Below are 17,766 nucleotides of genomic sequence, written 5' to 3'. Positions count from 1 at the left end.
CTTCCGGGCAACACTGAATCATAGATTAGTATGGTTCAGGAATGCCGATGGATGGAAGGAGATTAGAAGAAATGTCTTATATCCGAATGGAACATGAACATGCCGTAGAATTGCTGAATAGAGTTATGAAGCGAGTTGAAAGTGTGATCATTGGCAAAAAACAAGAGATTCGTTATGTGTTAACTGCAATGCTTAGTGGAGGTCATGTACTTCTGGAAGATGTACCGGGTACAGGTAAAACGATGCTGGTTCGCGCCGTCGCTTCTGCGCTGGATTGCTCCATGGGACGAATTCAGTTCACGTCGGACGTGATGCCGGCAGATGTGACGGGCACGTCGATGTATCATCCGCATACGGGAGAATTTAAGTTTCGACCAGGACCCGTCATGTCCAATATTGTTCTGGCTGATGAAATCAATCGCGCTTCCCCCCGGACCCAGTCGGCACTTCTGGAAGCGATGGAGGAACGACGCATTACGGTGGATGGCACAACCTATGCCTTGCCGCGCCCATTCTTTTTACTGGCGACGCAGAATCCGTTGCAGTTTGAGGGCACCTATCGGCTGCCTGAAGCGCAGTTGGATCGTTTTCTTATGAAGATTGGATTGGGGTACCCTGATCCGGAGCAGGAAGTCGAACTGTTAACCCGGATGCAAAGCAGAGAACTGCTTGATGAACTTCGCCCTGTCATGCTTGCTGAAGAAGTTGTAGCCATGCAGCGTGAAGTAAAACATGTACATGTGGATCCTGTTGTCAAACAGTATCTGGTTGCTGTTGCCGTTGCCTCAAGAAGTCACCCAGCGGTAAGACTGGGAATCAGTCCGCGCGGAACATTGGCTTGGATGGCTGCTGCACAATCATTTGCTTACCTCCAAGGACGCAGTTATGTCATTCCCGATGATGTGAAAGAGATGGCTGTACCTGTCCTTTCCCATCGCGTTCAATTGAAAGCCCAGAACAGAGCGGAAATCTGGGCACAGGCGCAGGTGATTCAAGAAGCTCTGTCATCGGTTCCTGTACCTGTACAGATGGCGGCACAGGGAAGGGGACGGCGTCAATGACTGCGCTGGGTCAACGAATGTTGGGTGCTGTCCTGGTCGTGGCTTTTGCCTCTTTATATGTATGGCATGGCGGCAAAGCCGCGCTATTTCTGTCCATTATCGCGGCCTTGATGCTCGCAAGCGCACTGATTATCCATTTTTTCGGTCCGCGCAATATTAACATTCGGCGGCAAATGCATGCGAATCGGGTTGTGGCAGGCGAAAGAACGCGGGTGGCAGTGGAACTGAAATTCGACTGCCCGATTCCACTGTTATGGATCATTCTGTGTGAGAATACACCTGCCGGTGTACATCGTAAATTACTATTTCCGGGAACCCGTCGCCAGTTTACGTATCAATATGAATTATCGGGTTTGCGCAGAGGTGTGTACAGATGGGAATCAGGCAGATTGTACTGGGGTGATGTTTTCGGATGGAATACGGTCTCCGCAGAGACTGTGAATCATACCTCGCTAATTGTTGTTCCCCAAGCTACGGAATGGGGTGAGAGTAATCCTGGAGAATACTCGGCCGTGGGGGAAGATGCCCTGTCTGAGCGAAGAAGCAGTCAGGGGAATCGCAGTCCTGAGTTCCGGGAATATCAGCAAGGAGACCCACTGGGGCGTGTTCATTGGAAAAGCACAGCCAAAACGGGTCGACTTCAGACTTTTTTGCCTGAAACCTCCGATTCTGTCTCGCTGGGTATACTGGTGTATGAAGGTGCATCGGGTTATGAAATGCGGCAGTCAGAGAAGAGGGATATGCCTGCTTTTGAACGTGCGGTCCGTGCAGCTGCTCGTTGGATTCATACCGCTGAACGAGAAAACATTCCTTATCAAGTGTGGACGGAAGGCGGTGGGTCAGGATCTGCTCTTCAGGAGAAATGGAAACAAGAACTACTGCACTCTCCTGAAAACCATGCGTTAGACAAGCTGGCGCAGGCACGAATTGCCACGGCTCAAGTTGTACCTCCTTCGCTTCGCACAGAGATGTTGGATAGAATGGCGATCGGGTCACGAATTGTGGTGCTCACCGGTAGAATGGACGAAGCTCTTGTGGAGTGGGTAATGTGTGCAATTGGGTTGGGATACAGGGTAGAGGTTCAGTTAACGGAGTTCATGGCTGGAGAAGATCCATCACCTATATCGCGAGCGGAATCCCTCAGCAGCAATATGGCTCAGAATCGAGGAACTCAAGGTGATGCGACTTCTGATACCACTGTAGTTTCAGAAACAGCACAGTCCATTGCAACAGATCGAACCATTCGTAACATGGGCAATGAAAGTCTGGAACAGCTTCGTCAAAGTGGAGTACAGATCCATTGGATCACAGACAGCTCTTTACCTTCAATGAGAAAGGCGGAGGTAACGGATGTGGGAGCATAATGGAAACCCTCAAGTGAACTCCACTGTGGCTGACAGGGGGCATACCGCCAGTTTGGGATTAGAGTCTGTGCATTCCATATATAAAGGGGAAACCAGGACATCTGGAGTAGATTTGAAGAGTCATGGCCAAAATTCGGAACCTCTCCTTTACAGAATCGGTCTTTCCGCCATTTTGCTTATATTGTCCCTGGAGTGGATTTATCCAGTTACGTCAACGGGTCAGCAGGGCAGTGAACGATTCTTGTCCGTGATGGCAGGATTAACAGGAACCTTGCTGCTCGCGGGGTTGCTTCGTACCGGCTGGATCACGGGAATACTGATTAGACTCCTCATTGCTCTAGCCGCATTATGTTGTATGTATGGAGGTAATGACCCTGCTGGATGGGCTGTTACATATCCGGCCACTCTTTCTGAGGATATGGGCAGTTTCATGAGTACCTGGCGTGTTCGCTCGATTAGTGTGGAGACAAGAGGTCTGCTCATGATGTGCGGTTGGAGCATGCTGATGGCTTCCGTGCAGTCCCTTGTACTGCTGCGAAGAAGTGTGATGCTGTTTGGCAGTGCAACATTGGTCTATTTGTTATTGCTTGAATCATTTGCCGGGCTGGATGTATATGCTTCGGTGATACGTTCTGTGCTGTGGATTCTACTCATCCAGGCCATGTTACAGTTGCTTCGCCTTAATGGCGGGGTCACCACACCGATCTTTAAGCAGAGTCCTTATGGTCGTTGGTGCACGGTAACGCTTGCGGTGTCTGCAGGAATGGTACTTTTCTCAGCGATCCCTGGTCAACTTGCTTCCATTCCTCCACCGGAACGTATATCCCTTGAGCAGATGGGTGAACGGCTGGCCCGCTGGGCAGGCTATACACAGCACGGAAGTATTCCTGCCACAACCGCCGTCACAGGATATAGTACAGCGGATGCACCAATGGGCGCACCTTTGGTGCAGGGAGACACGATCTTTTTTACGGCGAAAAGTCCGGAAGCTACGTATTGGCGGGGAGAGACCCGTTCATATTATAACGGAAGCACCTGGAGTGATCCTGTGCAGAGCTTTGAGACGGCAAGTCCATCTGGATTGGTGCGTACCGATGGTTGGGAGTATCCAGCCTATTGGCAACGTATTCGTCAAACGGTAACGATGAAGCGAGAATGGAGAGGACCCAATCCCCTCTTTACAGGTGGAATGCCAATCAATCTTTCGTTCCAGGATAAGAACAGGGATAATCAGAAGAATAAACGTTTATTACTATCAAATGAAGATTCCGCCACGTTATGGCTGGCGGCTACCTATGACAATCAACCGGTCAAAAGTTATACGGCAGACATCATGATTCCCGTGGCAACACCTGAACAACTACGCCTTCTGGGAAAGAAGTCCAACATGAAAGATCCGGCGGCAATTCGCAGAACGTATTTGCAGCTACCAACTACGCTTCCCGGACGTGTGCAGGCCCTTGCGAAGGAAATCATTCAGGGAAGTGAGACTCGTTATGATGCCGTGCAAGCCGTAAAGTCGTATCTTGCGGACCACGCCGAATATACACTAGATACCCGTATGCCACTACGAGGAACTGATTTTGTGGACGATTTTCTATTTGTTACACGGGAGGGGTATTGCAATCATTTCTCAACAGCTATGATTGTGCTGCTACGTGCAGAGGGTATTCCGGCACGCTGGGTGAAGGGATTCGGGCCCGGGGAAGCGGATGCGGACGTATCTGGGCAATACATTGTGACCCAAGGAGATGCACACTCCTGGGTAGAAGTGTATTTTCCAGGTGCGGGCTGGATGCCGTTTGAGGCTACGCCGGGCTTCACCATGACGCAGGGTGAAGGCCAAGATGCCGCTGCGCTCAGCGGGCAGCAGCCCGTTGCCGTAACCCCGCCGCAGACGGACGGCGGGGTAGCTCACGCGGGCGCATGGCTGCTCGCCCGCGCACGGGCCATTGCCGCGCACCCATGGCTCGCGGCAGCCCTTGCGGCAGCGGCGCTGCTTTGCGCCGCCGGGGCCATCCGCATGCGGCGGCTTCGCCCCGCGCTGCGGCTAAGGCTGCTGCTGGCGTGGCCGCGCAGCAGCTTTCCGGACCGAGAGCGGCTGCTCAGCGCCGCCGCTCCGGTCTGGGCCGCGCTCGCGCGCCGCTACGGCCCGCGGCCGCCGGGAATGACGCTGCGTGAATATGCAGCGTCACCCGCCGTAGCCGCAGGCACGGACGGCGCGGACATCGCGCGGTTCGCAGCCGACTGGGAACGGCTGCTGTACGGGCCGGACCGTCCGCTGCGTGCGGACAGTCTGGACTTCCTGCGCCGGGCACTTCAACTGGCCCAGCGCATGCAGGCGCTGTAACACGAAGTACAGCGCAGCACTAAACATATGACGCCTTTCTCGCCCCATAAAGCGAATGAGGCGTCTTTCCGCGATCATACACCGTGAGCTTTATGCGGAAGATCTCTTTTATGATGAAAATAGTGCGTCAACCCTTTTCTTATATTTCCGATCGGAAATATATAGAATGGAGGCGAGAATATTCGACTAAATATTGTAATCTCAGGCGTTGAATATGCCATGTTTTGAGATGTCGAAAAAAGGAGTTTCGCCTTTCCTTGACGGTATGTTTTGTCGTTGCGTATAATTAGTTTCATTAATTGAGGGAGGCTCGGTAATGAATAAGCAAAATGAAATAGTGGTTGTCCTTGACTTTGGGGGCCAATACAACCAGTTAATCGCCAGAAGAATCCGGGATCTGGGCGTATACAGCGAGCTTTTGCCGTATAACACACCGGCGGAGAAAATCGCAGAATTATCACCAAAAGGAATCGTATTCTCGGGCGGACCATCTAGCGTTTATGCAGAAAATGCACCACACGTAGATCCGGCCGTTTATGATCTGGGAGTGCCAATCTTCGGAATTTGTTACGGCATGCAGCTTATGGCGCAACAGCTTGATGGTAAAGTGGAGCGTTCCGAGAAGCGTGAGTACGGTAAAGCGGATATCGAGTTTGCACCAGGTTCCGCTCTTGCACAAGGTATCGAAGGTGAACATACGGTATGGATGAGTCATGGTGACCACGTGGTTGCTCTTCCTGCTGGATTCAAACTGGATGCAGGCACGGAAAGTGCGCCAATCGCAGCGATGAGCAACGATGAGCGCAAATTGTATGCTGTTCAGTTCCATCCAGAAGTACGTCACTCTGTTCGCGGTAATGAAATGATCAAAAACTTCCTGTACGAAATCTGTGGTTGCGAAGGCAACTGGAGCATGGAGACGTTTATCGAAGATACGATCAAGGATATCCGTGAAAAAGTGGGCGATGGTAAAGTATTGTGCGCACTTAGCGGCGGTGTAGATTCTTCCGTTGTTGCTGCATTGCTTCACAAAGCCATCGGTGACCAACTGACATGTATGTTTATCGACCATGGTCTGCTGCGTAAAGGCGAAGCGGAGAGCGTAATGGAGACGTTCGTCGGCAAATTCGACATGAAAGTTGTCAAAATCGATGCACAAGAGCGTTTCCTGTCCAAACTGGCAGGCGTGGATGATCCGGAACAAAAACGTAAAATTATCGGTAACGAGTTTATTTACGTATTTGACGAAGAATCCAAGCAGTTTGATGATTTTGCATTCCTGGCGCAAGGTACACTGTACACGGATATCGTGGAAAGTGGCACAGCGACAGCTCAAACTATCAAATCCCACCACAATGTGGGCGGATTGCCTGAGGACATGAACTTCAAGCTGATCGAACCACTGAGTGCCTTGTTCAAAGACGAAGTGCGTAAAGTCGGCGAAGAGTGCGGTTTGCCAGAAGCAATTGTATGGCGTCAGCCATTCCCAGGTCCGGGTCTTGCTATCCGTGTACTGGGCGAAGTAACGGAGGACAAGCTCAAAATCGTTCGTGATTCGGACTACATCCTGCGCGAGGAGATTGCCAAAGCCGGTCTTGACCGCGAAATCTGGCAATACTTTACGGCCCTGCCTAACATGAAGAGTGTTGGGGTTATGGGTGATGCGCGTACGTATTCCTATACTGTAGGTATCCGTGCTGTAACATCCATCGATGGTATGACAGCTGACTGGGCACGTATCCCTTGGGACGTATTGGAGAAAATCTCCGTGCGGATCGTTAACGAAGTGGATAACGTAAACCGTATCGTGTATGACGTAACTTCCAAACCACCAGCAACGATTGAGTGGGAATAGGTTGTGAAATATTAGTGGACTTCATTGCTTAGAAGCCCTGATATGGTTGGAACCCTTGAATTATTAAATAAAAAGCTCATTCTTGATAAATTGTTATCAAGAATGAGCTTTTTATATTGGTTAGATGAATTAATTAACCCTAGTTCCGAAGTAACTCCAGTATTCGTTGGGGTTGACTGTTTGCTTGAGCAAGTATGGCTTGAGAGGCATCGGTTAGAATACTCAGTGTAGATATCTTTATCATTTCTTTGGATATGTCAGTGTCCCTGATTCGTGACTCGGATGCTGTAAGGTTCACAGAATAGTTGGATGTGTTGTTATAGGCGTACTCTAGTCGATTTTGATAGGCGCCTAATTTTGCACGCTCCCCTGTGACTTTATCTAAAGCCGTTTTGATATCTGTTACTGTGATATGAGGAATGACTTCATAATCATCAAAACTTGCTTCCGAAAATGCGGTGAACAATCCGGTGTAGCCTTCAAGCATGGATGTATTGGCGGAATAGCCTTCGATCTTTCCTACACCCGTAACAGAAAATGTATAATAATTGCCTACAACAGTTCCGGTAAGTTCATAGTTCTGATCTAATTGCGCAGGATTCACTACTATGGAGGTAATTAATCGATATGATCCATTTAAGCGTTCTCCAATATATAATCCACCGTACTGGCTATACCATCCAAAAACTTGGTTGTTAAAGTCGTTTCCTTTAATAATTATGCCAATATTTCCATCTGGATGTGTCGTCATGAATTTTCCATTGACCGTGATGGTCATATCGTTACCTTGAATTACTTCCGAGAGAATCGTTTTGTCACCAACGCCTTCAGTGGACTGTGTCAATAATCCGTTCTGGACTGTCCAGGCACCTTGCGCAGGATGCCATTGTGAAAACCTATTTTGATCGTTAAAATTCTCCCTATAATATAGGTCCAGATGCATGTCATTAATGCTTAGCGGAATTGTGTCAGTACCTGTATGGACAGCAGCATTAGTAAGTGAACCATTCAAAAGGTAGATTCCATTAAATTGTGTGTTGTTTGTTATATCCTCTATATTTCGGAGGTTGTGTGTAATTTCTAGATTAATTGTTTCTTTATCACTATAGGTGTATGTATCATTTTCCCTTTGAACAAGTAGTTCTCTGATTCTTTGAAGTCCGCTTGTTATGCTATTGAGAGCACCTTCCGCAGTTTGAATTAATGAAATTCCATCTTGGATATTTCTTGCTCCTTGCTCTAAAGCCCTAATCTGAGCACGCATACTTTCGCTAATAGCTAGACCGGCAGCGTCATCCGCAGCGCGATTAATGCGTAGACCGGACGAAAGTCTTTCAAAAGATGTTTTTTTGGCGTTACTATTATTATTAATTCTATTTTTGGCGTTTAATGCTGGCAGATTATTGTTAATTCTCATATTTCTCCTCCTATCCTAATATTAGTATACACGTTTCGTGAAGAAAATTAATCTGATAAGGATGGACACTTAAACAATACTGACCGTGTTGATGAGCTATGAAACGTAAAATGCATTTTTTATGAAAAATTTAAACGTCCATCGATGGTATGACAGCTGACTAGACACGTATCCCTTGGGACGTATTGGAGAAAATATCCAATAGATTTTATGAAGAAGAACACTCTGTAAGGAGGAACTATAGCGGATGAAGGAAAGAATCGAACTCAACCCGGGATGGACTCGTGAGGAGGTTGTCGCACTTACGGCTCATCCTGAGCTAAAGATTGTTCAATACAGTGAGCACAATATCCCGGACGTGAACCTGATGCAGATATTGAATGAGGAGCTGTTTGCCAACAGACCCGATGTTACTTTTCGTATATATGGCTTTCATTCGCAATCTGGCGACTTGTCTGGTCTAAGATATATGAACCATGTAGAAAAGCTTGTGATTGATTGTAACAGACACATTCATGGGATTGAGGGCTTAGGTGAATTGCTAAGGTTAAAAGAATTTGCTTTTGACGTATTTGAAGCGGAATCTCTTGATGTATTAACACTTGTACCTAACACTTTAGAGCAGCTCCGCATCGGCAAAACCAAAACAAAGAAAACCAATTTGTCCGTACTTAACCGCTTTACCGAGCTTAAAACGCTGAGTGTGAATGGTCATACAACTAACATCGAAACGATCGGAACGTTGTCTTCACTCCGGTCCCTCTATGTTTCGGGAATGCCATTAAAGGAATTGGGATACTTAAAAGATTTAACGGGTTTGCGCGAACTTCATCTCAGTTTTGGTGGAGCAGAGAATCTGGATAGCCTTGCGGGAATGAAATCCTTGCAATTGTTGAAGCTCCTGAGGGTGAAAGGATTATCTGACCTATCCATATTGCCTGAATTGAAGGGGTTGCGCTTATTAGGGATAGAGGACCAGCCGCATCTAACGAGTCTGCCGTCTCTTGAAAATCTGACTGAATTACAGCGTGTTTACCTGAACAATGTGAATGTGGAGAATATTGAATGGGCAAAGACATCCAAAAGCCTGAAAGAGCTCGCTCTTCTGCAAATGAAACATATTACCGCCGAAGATATCGAATCCCTGATTCATGATAAATCCTTGGAAAGAATGATCGTTCATTTGAAAAGTGGCAAACAGCAAAAAGTGGCGAAGCTGGCGATAATGGCAGCAGGCATATGGGATGAGAGCGGATGGTGGTATAACGATGAATCTCTGAATATTTAATTTCATTTTTAAGTTCGTTTCATATTATTTTCATGTAGGGCTTGTACACTACGTACAGAATACGGCTATATGGCAACTGAAAGGAGAATTGAATGTATGCGTAAAACCGACAATATGAGCAAATGGAAGATGGGCATTGGAAGTGCGTTTCTGATGGTGATGCTGGCAGGATGCGGCTCGGGTATGCAGGACTTGGCTCTTGGTGCGGGAGATTCTTCATTTGTGAACTTAGAGGCAGCAGATTCATCTTCCGATCAAGCACAGAATCAGGAATTGTCTGAGGGATCGACCGATAATACAGGTCAGGAACAACAGCAGGCACAGGACGTGCTTCAGACAGAGATTTAGAATATATGGCATAGGACCTATCATGTAAAAAAATGAACTAGTAACCGTAGCAGACTGCTCTCTATACCTAAGCTTTTTGAATATCCAAATACATGATCCTCATCACATAACCATCTTCTCGGTAACGGTAACCTATGAAGCTACCGCAATCAAAGTGTGCCTGCCACCTTTGATTGCGGTAGCTTTTTGAATTGTGAAACCTCAGTTTAATTTGGGTGGTAAACCGCTGAACTGGTTCATTTTGTTAAATAATACGAACGATTTATATGATAAGTGATAATAATATTCGTTTTTCTCATTGACAAACTAGAGGTAACCCTCCTAAAATAGTGATTGGAAACACACAAATAGCGCATACTACTTCGTATAATCCCGGGGATTGGCCTGGGAGTCTCTACGAGATCACCCTAATGATCTGGCTACGAAGAGGAGAAGGCTGAGCACATGAATTCTACATGATTGCGTCGGGCATGACATCACGCACATTAGAATTTTTTTTGTTCTCCCTAATTGGCACCGTGCCACTCCTCATCAGTTAAAACCCTGGGTGATGCATTCATCTCAGGGGTATTTGTTGTTTTTCAAAAGGCTTCAACATCTCTAAGGGGGAATTATTGAATTATGGATCGTTTCTTTAAATTAAAAGAAAACGGAACGAACGTTAGAACGGAGATTGTTGCGGGTCTTACTACCTTTATGACAATGGCGTACATTCTTTTCGTAAACACGTTGTTCTTGGGATCAGCCGGAGCCGGTATGTCGGACAATGCAGTATTTTTTGCAACAGCCGTGGGTGCTGGTCTGATGACCATCATTATGGGATTGTTCGTTAACATTCCGATCGCCCTTGCACCAGGTATGGGTTTGAACGCTTACTTCATGACCGTGGTTCTGAGTTCCAACGGTGCGATTTCCTGGCAGGCAGCTCTCGGAGCCGTATTTATTTCTGGTATCGTGTTTATTATTTTGACAGTAACCAAAATTCGTCAAATGCTGCTCGTTGCAGTTCCAGACTCATTAAAAATGGCAATCACCGTTGGTATTGGTCTCTTTATTACCATTGTAGGTTTCAAACTTGCTAATCTGGTCGCTGTAACAGTTAATGTTGCACCTGATGCAGATCTGAGCCAACCGATTCCTGGCAGCAGTTTTAATCTGTCTTTAGGTAATTTCATCACACATCATGATGCATTACTGGCACTGATTGGACTGCTCATTATAGCTGTACTGATGGTTATGCGCGTCAAAGGTGCACTGCTAATCGGTATCATTGCTACAACGTTGATTGGTATCCCCATGGGCGTTACGAATCTCAGCGGTTTATCCGGTGCAAGCTGGTTGCCTAACTTCAGCGATCTGGCGGTTGGACAACTGGACTTGAAAGGTGCAATTAGCCTTGGATTGTTTGAAATCATCTTCATCTTCACCTTTGTAGAGCTGTTTGACACATTTGGAACAATGGTGGGTACAGCAACACGAATGGGGATTATGAAGGATAAGAAGAAAGGCGAGAAAACAATTGGTAAAGCAATGCTCGTGGATGCAGTGGGTGTAAGTGCAGGGGCTGCACTGGGTACAAGTACAATTACCGCATTCGTTGAAAGTGCCTCAGGCGTCGAAGCTGGTGGACGTACAGGTCTGACCTCTGTAACGACAGGTATCCTGTTCATCCTGGCTTTGTTTATTGCTCCACTTGCATTGGTTGTTCCGTCCGCTGCAACAGCTCCGGCGTTGATCATCGTGGGTGTCTTGATGATGAATCAGGTTCGTAGCATTGAGTGGGATGACTTCCTGCAAGCTTTCCCGGCGTTTCTTACCATCGTATTGATGCCTTTCACTGGAGGAATTGCAAACGGGATTTCCGCAGGGATTGTCTCCTATGTAATCCTGGCCGTATTCAGTAACCTGGTTACGGATCGCAAAGTGAAGATACACTGGCTTATGTGGATATTGGCTATCATTGTTATATGCCGGTATGTATTTATCGGTGGAGAATAAAGGTTTGACTGAATGAATTGGGTCAGATACTTATGATGTATTTGTTATTGTACAAATGAAAAGAAGCGGAAGCCTTGGTACATTAACGGGGCTTTCGCTTTTTTTGTTTCTTCTATATATGTAGCATGAACTTTGACTTTCTTCTATATATAAAGGAGGAACATACATGAGTTATGATTTGATGATTTTTTATCCAGCCAAGAGCTCCATTTGATAAAGCGTCGTTTATGAAGATGGTATAGTGAGCATACAAAGTAGTCGAAAGTGGTCGGAGGAGCATTCCTATTCGGGCCTTTCTTTCTATGAATGTGGACGATGATGTGTTTGAAGCGATGGAAGGAGCAGGAACAGATAATCGATTAACAGAATACTCGCTTGGAAAAGAAGTGATTTATGCTGCATTCGCATGGTCTGTTGCGTAAGATGCCTGTAAATTGATGCGTGAGTTGACTAAGAAGCATAACGTTGGTTTTCTTTGATGTAAGCGGATCGGATGGTGAGATCATCAGGACCTAATGTGTACACTAAAATAGCAAACTTGAAAAACAGCACGACGAGAATTAAATAGCAGCTGGATATAGCCAGTTTGAAAGACACTCTACTATATATAATATAAACTATTGTAATGTGAGAGAGTTGCTATTCTCCGAGATTAAAAAGATAATTGCTGATGAGGGATGAGTATCGTATAAGTTATAAATAGGAGTAGAGAGGAAGAAGAGAACCCCTCACAGATAAATTGAAAATAAAGCTTGCATTCGAAATCTGTACATGGTATATTCTAATTCCGGCCAAGAAAACACGAGAAACACGGTGCGGCAAGCAAATGAAATAAGCTTCGAAAGAAACTTAAAAAAAGAGCTTGCAAAGTTGGTTCGGATGTGATAAGATATAAAAGTTGCTGAGGTGAACAACACGCGGCAATGAAACAAGTTTGATCTTTGAAAACTGAACAACGAGTGAGTAACGATCTTGCTTGCAAGATCGACGCTGAGAAATTGGTACAAGTCTTCGGACTGTATGATTTCAAAGCAAAATAAATGAGATTTTTAATCTCGTCAGTTTCAAAATGAGCTTATCGCTCTTTTCAATACTTTATTGGAGAGTTTGATCCTGGCTCAGGACGAACGCTGGCGGCATGCCTAATACATGCAAGTCGAGCGGACTATCAGAGAAGCTTGCTTCTCTGATAGTTAGCGGCGGACGGGTGAGTAACACGTAGGCAACCTGCCCTCAAGTTTGGGACAACTACCGGAAACGGTAGCTAATACCGAATAGTTGTTTTCTTCTCCTGAAGAGAACTGGAAAGACGGAGCAATCTGTCACTTGGGGATGGGCCTGCGGCGCATTAGCTAGTTGGTGGGGTAACGGCTCACCAAGGCGACGATGCGTAGCCGACCTGAGAGGGTGATCGGCCACACTGGGACTGAGACACGGCCCAGACTCCTACGGGAGGCAGCAGTAGGGAATCTTCCGCAATGGGCGAAAGCCTGACGGAGCAATGCCGCGTGAGTGATGAAGGTTTTCGGATCGTAAAGCTCTGTTGCCAGGGAAGAACGCTTGGGAGAGTAACTGCTCTCAAGGTGACGGTACCTGAGAAGAAAGCCCCGGCTAACTACGTGCCAGCAGCCGCGGTAATACGTAGGGGGCAAGCGTTGTCCGGAATTATTGGGCGTAAAGCGCGCGCAGGCGGTCATTTAAGTCTGGTGTTTAATCCCGGGGCTCAACCCCGGATCGCACTGGAAACTGGGTGACTTGAGTGCAGAAGAGGAGAGTGGAATTCCACGTGTAGCGGTGAAATGCGTAGATATGTGGAGGAACACCAGTGGCGAAGGCGACTCTCTGGGCTGTAACTGACGCTGAGGCGCGAAAGCGTGGGGAGCAAACAGGATTAGATACCCTGGTAGTCCACGCCGTAAACGATGAGTGCTAGGTGTTAGGGGTTTCGATACCCTTGGTGCCGAAGTTAACACATTAAGCACTCCGCCTGGGGAGTACGGTCGCAAGACTGAAACTCAAAGGAATTGACGGGGACCCGCACAAGCAGTGGAGTATGTGGTTTAATTCGAAGCAACGCGAAGAACCTTACCAGGTCTTGACATCCCTCTGATCGGTACAGAGATGTATCTTTCCTTCGGGACAGAGGAGACAGGTGGTGCATGGTTGTCGTCAGCTCGTGTCGTGAGATGTTGGGTTAAGTCCCGCAACGAGCGCAACCCTTATATTTAGTTGCCAGCACTTCGGGTGGGCACTCTAGATAGACTGCCGGTGACAAACCGGAGGAAGGTGGGGATGACGTCAAATCATCATGCCCCTTATGACCTGGGCTACACACGTACTACAATGGCCGGTACAACGGGCTGCGAAATCGCGAGATGGAGCCAATCCCAACAAAGCCGGTCTCAGTTCGGATTGCAGGCTGCAACTCGCCTGCATGAAGTCGGAATTGCTAGTAATCGCGGATCAGCATGCCGCGGTGAATACGTTCCCGGGTCTTGTACACACCGCCCGTCACACCACGAGAGTTTATAACACCCGAAGTCGGTGGGGTAACCGCAAGGAGCCAGCCGCCGAAGGTGGGATAGATGATTGGGGTGAAGTCGTAACAAGGTAGCCGTATCGGAAGGTGCGGCTGGATCACCTCCTTTCTATGGAGAATCGTTTCCCGAGTGGAAACATTCAAATATGCAGCTTAGCTGCAAAAACTACTCACTCGTTGCTCAGTTTTGAGAGCTCAAACTCTCAAACAGCTTGCTTTTGCATGGAGCTTGTTCTTTGAAAACTAGATATCGAAACGAAATTTTGCGATTTAGAACATTCCTTTTTAAGCTGAACTTGTGTAAACAAGTGAAGTGTTTATAAGGTAGATTGCATGAGCGAGTGATCGAAATGGAACGACTTTTGGCTTTGCGCAAGCAAAACAAGGGAAGAGACAGCTCGAACACGAGCGATATGGTTAAGCTACTAAGAGCACACGGAGGATGCCTAGGCGCTAGGAGCCGATGAAGGACGTGGCGAACAACGAAACTGCCTCGGGGAGCTGTAAGCAAGCTTTGATCCGGGGGTGTCCGAATGGGGAAACCCAGCTGGGGTAATTTCCAGTTACTCATAACTGAATACATAGGTTATGTAGAGGCATACCAAGGGAACTGAAACATCTAAGTACCTTGAGGAAGAGAAAACAATAGTGATTCCGTCAGTAGCGGCGAGCGAACGCGGAGAAGCCCAAACCAGAGAGCTTGCTCTTTGGGGTTGTGGGACATCTCACATGGAGTTACAAAGGAACCGGTTAAACGAAGAGGTCTGGAAAGGCCCGCCAAAGAAGGTAAAAGCCCTGTACTTGAAAGTTGGTTCCCTCCGAGATGTATCCCGAGTAGTGCGGGGCACGTGAAACCCCGTATGAATCCGGCAGGACCATCTGCCAAGGCTAAATACTTCCTAGCGACCGATAGTGAAGCAGTACCGTGAGGGAAAGGTGAAAAGCACCCCGGAAGGGGAGTGAAATAGAACCTGAAACCGTGTGCTTACAAAAAGTCAGAGCCCGTTTTAGGGGTGATGGCGTGCCTTTTGTAGAATGAACCGGCGAGTTACGTTCCCGTGCAAGGTTAAGGTGAAGAGCCGGAGCCGCAGCGAAAGCGAGTCTGAATAGGGCGACTTAGTACGTGGACGTAGACCCGAAACCGGGTGATCTACCCCTGTCCAGGGTGAAGGTGCGGTAACACGCACTGGAGGCCCGAACCCACGCATGTTGAAAAATGCGGGGATGAGGTGGGGGTAGCGGAGAAATTCCAATCGAACTCGGAGATAGCTGGTTCTCCCCGAAATAGCTTTAGGGCTAGCCTCGGAAAACAGAGTCGTGGAGGTAGAGCACTGATTGGGTGCGGGGCCCGCAAGGGTTACCAAGCTCAGTCAAACTCCGAATGCCATAGACTTACTTCCGGGAGTCAGACAGTGAGTGCTAAGATCCATTGTCAAAAGGGAAACAGCCCAGACCATCAGCTAAGGTCCCCAAGTGTGTGTTAAGTGGGAAAGGATGTGGAGTTGCACAGACAACCAGGATGTTGGCTTAGAAGCAGCCACCATTGAAAGAGTGCGTAATAGCTCACTGGTCGAGTGACTCTGCGCCGAAAATGTAACGGGGCTAAACACACCACCGAAGCTATGGCTTGATGCTTTGCATCAGGGGTAGGGGAGCGTTGTATAAGGGTTGAAGGTGTACCGTAAGGAGCGCTGGACATTATACAAGTGAGAATGCCGGTATGAGTAACGAAAAGATCAGTGAGAATCTGATCCGCCGAAAGCCTAAGGGTTCCTGAGGAAGGCTCGTCCGCTCAGGGTAAGTCGGGACCTAAGGCGAGGCCGAAAGGCGTAGTCGAAGGACAACAGGTCGAAATTCCTGTACCACCGTAAGCCGTTATGAGCAATGGGGGGACGCAGCAGGGTAGTGACGCGGACTGATGGATGTCCGTCTAAGCAGTGAGGCTGATGTGTAGGCAAATCCGCACATCATTAAGGCTGGGCTGTAATGGGGAGCGAAAATTATAGTAGCGAAGGTCATGATCTCACACTGCCAAGAAAAGCCTCTAGCCAGGTGATGGTGCCCGTACCGCAAACCGACACAGGTAGGCGAGAAGAGAATTCTAAGGCGCGCGGAAGAACTCTCGTTAAGGAACTCGGCAAAATGACCCCGTAACTTCGGGAGAAGGGGTGCCCCGGTAGTGTGAATAGCACGAGGGGGCCGCAGTGAAAAGGCCCAAGCGACTGTTTAGCAAAAACACAGGTCTGTGCGAAGCCGTAAGGCGAAGTATACGGGCTGACGCCTGCCCGGTGCTGGAAGGTTAAGGGGAGCGGTTAGGAGCAATCCGAAGCTGTGAACCGAAGCCCCAGTAAACGGCGGCCGTAACTATAACGGTCCTAAGGTAGCGAAATTCCTTGTCAGGTAAATTCTGACCCGCACGAATGGCGTAACGACTTGGGCGCTGTCTCAACGAGAGATCCGGTGAAATTTTAATACCTGTGAAGATGCAGGTTACCCGCGACAAGACGGAAAGACCCCATGGAGCTTTACTGCAGCTTGATATTGAATTTGGGTACGATCTGTACAGGATAGGTGGGAGCCTTTGAAGCAGGAGCGCAAGCTTCTGTGGAGGCACCGTTGGGATACCACCCTGATCGTATCTAGGTTCTAACCTGGTACCGTAATCCGGTGCGGGGACAGTGTCAGGTGGGCAGTTTGACTGGGGCGGTCGCCTCCTAAAGAGTAACGGAGGCGCCCAAAGGTTCCCTCAGAATGGTTGGAAATCATTCGAAGAGTGCAAAGGCATAAGGGAGCTTGACTGCGAGACCTACAAGTCGAGCAGGGACGAAAGTCGGGCTTAGTGATCCGGTGGTACCGCATGGAAGGGCCATCGCTCAACGGATAAAAGCTACCCTGGGGATAACAGGCTTATCTCCCCCAAGAGTCCACATCGACGGGGAGGTTTGGCACCTCGATGTCGGCTCATCGCATCCTGGGGCTGAAGTAGGTCCCAAGGGTTGGGCTGTTCGCCCATTAAAGCGGTACGCGAGCTGGGTTCAGAACGTCGTGAGACAGTTCGGTCCCTATCTGTCGTGGGCGTAGGAAATTTGAGAGGAGCTGTCCTTAGTACGAGAGGACCGGGATGGACGTACCGCTGGTGTACCAGTTGTTCCGCCAGGAGCACCGCTGGGTAGCTATGTACGGAAGGGATAAGCGCTGAAAGCATCTAAGCGTGAAGCCCCCCTCAAGATGAGATTTCCCAGTATGTAAGACCCCTTGAAGACGACGAGGTAGATAGGCTGGGGGTGGAAGTGCAGCAATGCATGGAGCTGACCAGTACTAATCGGTCGAGGGCTTATCCAATATGCAAGTTGTAAATCGCACATTTCGTTTCGGATCTAGTTTTCAGAGAATGATCTCTGAATGTAAGCTAAGCTATGCGTTTGGTGGCGATGGCGGAGGGGTTCCACACGTACCCATCCCGAACACGACCGTTAAGCCCTCTAGCGCCGATGGTACTTGGACCGCAGGGTCCTGGGAGAGTAGGACGCCGCCAAGCAAAGAACC

General features: G+C 48.2%; 8 protein-coding genes, 3 rRNA genes and 1 riboswitch. Of the genes, 10 read left to right on the top strand and 1 reads right to left on the bottom strand.

The genetic code is table 11. From position 1 onward, the window contains the following. Positions 1–71: 71 nt before the first annotated feature. From gpAD87_RS29040 to guaA, 4 genes are all read left to right on the top strand, one after another. The gene (locus gpAD87_RS29040) at positions 72–1,061 is read left to right on the top strand and encodes an AAA family ATPase (RefSeq protein ID WP_064642327.1); all 990 of its coding nucleotides are present in this window, start codon (positions 72–74) and stop codon (positions 1,059–1,061) included. After that, on the top strand, positions 1,058–2,425 hold the full coding sequence (locus tag gpAD87_RS29035; RefSeq protein ID WP_064642325.1) for a DUF58 domain-containing protein: 1,368 nt from the start codon (positions 1,058–1,060) through the stop codon (positions 2,423–2,425). Before gpAD87_RS29040 ends, gpAD87_RS29035 begins: the two co-directional genes overlap by 4 nt. A 112-nt stretch (positions 2,426–2,537) precedes the next feature. Beyond that, positions 2,538–4,775 (top strand): transglutaminase TgpA family protein, encoded by a 2,238-nt coding sequence (locus gpAD87_RS29030; protein ID WP_197521552.1) that lies wholly within the window; start codon positions 2,538–2,540, stop codon positions 4,773–4,775. 316 nt (positions 4,776–5,091) lie between these two features. Then, entirely contained in the window at positions 5,092–6,630 is a 1,539-nt protein-coding gene (gene guaA, locus gpAD87_RS29025) for a glutamine-hydrolyzing GMP synthase (RefSeq protein ID WP_063568414.1), read from the top strand. Between the two features lie 139 nt (positions 6,631–6,769). Here the strand turns inward: guaA and gpAD87_RS32875 are convergent, their stop codons facing one another. Beyond that, a complete protein-coding gene (locus gpAD87_RS32875; RefSeq protein ID WP_064642321.1) occupies positions 6,770–8,047 on the bottom strand; it encodes a flagellin N-terminal helical domain-containing protein in 1,278 nt (425 codons plus the stop codon). A gap of 247 nt (positions 8,048–8,294) precedes the next feature. Here gpAD87_RS32875 and gpAD87_RS29015 point away from each other — a divergent pair, with 247 nt between their 5' ends. The 6 genes from gpAD87_RS29015 to rrf all read left to right on the top strand — a co-directional run bounded on the left by gpAD87_RS29015 (position 8,295) and on the right by rrf (position 17,758). Then, positions 8,295–9,335: a leucine-rich repeat domain-containing protein gene (locus gpAD87_RS29015; protein ID WP_064642319.1), complete on the top strand. Its 1,041-nt coding sequence runs from the start codon at positions 8,295–8,297 to the stop codon at positions 9,333–9,335. A gap of 96 nt (positions 9,336–9,431) precedes the next feature. Further along, a complete protein-coding gene (locus tag gpAD87_RS29010) occupies positions 9,432–9,683 on the top strand; it encodes a hypothetical protein (protein WP_064642317.1) in 252 nt (83 codons plus the stop codon). 342 nt (positions 9,684–10,025) lie between these two features. Next, positions 10,026–10,125: riboswitch (purine riboswitch) on the top strand. A gap of 179 nt (positions 10,126–10,304) precedes the next feature. After that, entirely contained in the window at positions 10,305–11,681 is a 1,377-nt protein-coding gene (locus gpAD87_RS29005) for an NCS2 family permease (RefSeq protein WP_064642315.1), read from the top strand. 1,095 nt (positions 11,682–12,776) lie between these two features. Further along, a 16S ribosomal RNA gene (locus tag gpAD87_RS29000) occupies positions 12,777–14,329 on the top strand. Positions 14,330–14,635: 306 nt separating this feature from the next. Then, positions 14,636–17,562, top strand: a 23S ribosomal RNA gene (locus gpAD87_RS28995). Positions 17,563–17,641: 79 nt separating this feature from the next. After that, positions 17,642–17,758 (top strand): 5S ribosomal RNA (rrf, locus tag gpAD87_RS28990). The 16S, 23S and 5S rRNA genes sit together here, the layout of an rRNA operon. The last annotated feature ends 8 nt before the right edge of the window (positions 17,759–17,766 follow it).

This window comes from Paenibacillus sp. AD87, assembly GCF_001659845.1.
Lineage (GTDB): Bacteria > Bacillota > Bacilli > Paenibacillales > Paenibacillaceae > Paenibacillus > Paenibacillus marchantiae.
Note: the sequence above shows the minus strand (reverse complement) of the source record. Positions and strands in the feature narration are given on the sequence as shown.